Origin of the sequence: Alteromonas sp. KUL49 (assembly GCF_006538345.1) — a bacterium.
Classification (GTDB): domain Bacteria; phylum Pseudomonadota; class Gammaproteobacteria; order Enterobacterales; family Alteromonadaceae; genus Alteromonas.
Genome location: NZ_BJKL01000036.1, coordinates 1 through 930, shown reverse-complemented (window position 1 = coordinate 930; position 930 = coordinate 1). Strand labels below are relative to the sequence as shown.

The following is a 930-nucleotide window of genomic DNA, read 5'->3' as shown; positions in this document are numbered from 1 at the left end:
GTTTCATATGAAATTCAGGGCTAGTCATGAAAAATAGCTTTTGACCACCAGCATACCCAGGCCCAACAAACTCGGTTTTGAAAGTATGCAAGTGCACATCGGTGACCGTGGCGTGGCTCATGGCTGGCGTATCAACCTCCATCACATCACGCTCAAAGAAGAAGTCACGGATCTGACGAATCAATAAAGCACGTTGTTTCAACTGCTTAATCGGCGCAGCTGGCTGCCAGTTAGCTTGGTTCATGATTTTAGAATTACTCACTGAAATAACTGGAGCGAAAGATACCGTTTGTTTAAGCAAAAGATCACCTTTTCTTAAGCCTTAGTTATCAAAAAGTTTCCAACACTTGCATTGATGGTTAACGCGTAATAATAATCAACAAAATCAATAACAAACCTCTCAATTTCGCTACATTTATCGACACCTTATCTTAACTGTAGCACGCAACAAATTCTTGCCGTGACTGCAGTCACAGATTCCATAAAGTTTATGCTCTCGCTTGCACTACCGAAGCAAAACACTAAATACATCAATTTTTGAAATCACATCCTCTCATACACTGAACCTACCACTTAAGGCTTAGGGGCGCTGAATGGTTACGACTATTTAGAACTTCCTAAATCGGCTTTTAATAATAACAAGCGGAAAACTCCGCATCACACTGGAGGATAACTGTGAAGACAATTACCACAGATATCGCAGTCATCGGCGCAGGCGGCGCTGGTCTTCGTACTGCTATTGCAGCGGCTGAAGCTAATCCTGAATTAGAAGTAGCACTGATTTCTAAAGTTTACCCGATGCGTTCGCACACGGTAGCGGCAGAAGGCGGGTCAGCGGCTGTAATCAAGGACGAAGATAGCCTAGATAACCACTTCAACGATACGGTTGGCGGTGGCGACTGGCTATGTGAACAGGATGTTGTTGAATAC

Annotated in this window: 1 protein-coding gene and 1 pseudogene; one reads left to right on the top strand and one right to left on the bottom strand. The window is 43.7% G+C overall.

Translation table 11 applies throughout. From position 1 onward, the window contains the following. A pseudogene (locus tag EYS00_RS20405) lies at positions 1-301 on the bottom strand (hypothetical protein); the annotation flags it as partial. Positions 302-675: 374 nt separating this feature from the next. Here EYS00_RS20405 and EYS00_RS20400 point away from each other — a divergent pair. Next, the coding region (locus EYS00_RS20400) for an FAD-binding protein (RefSeq protein WP_130639741.1) at positions 676-930 on the top strand (255 nt) is incomplete at its 3' end.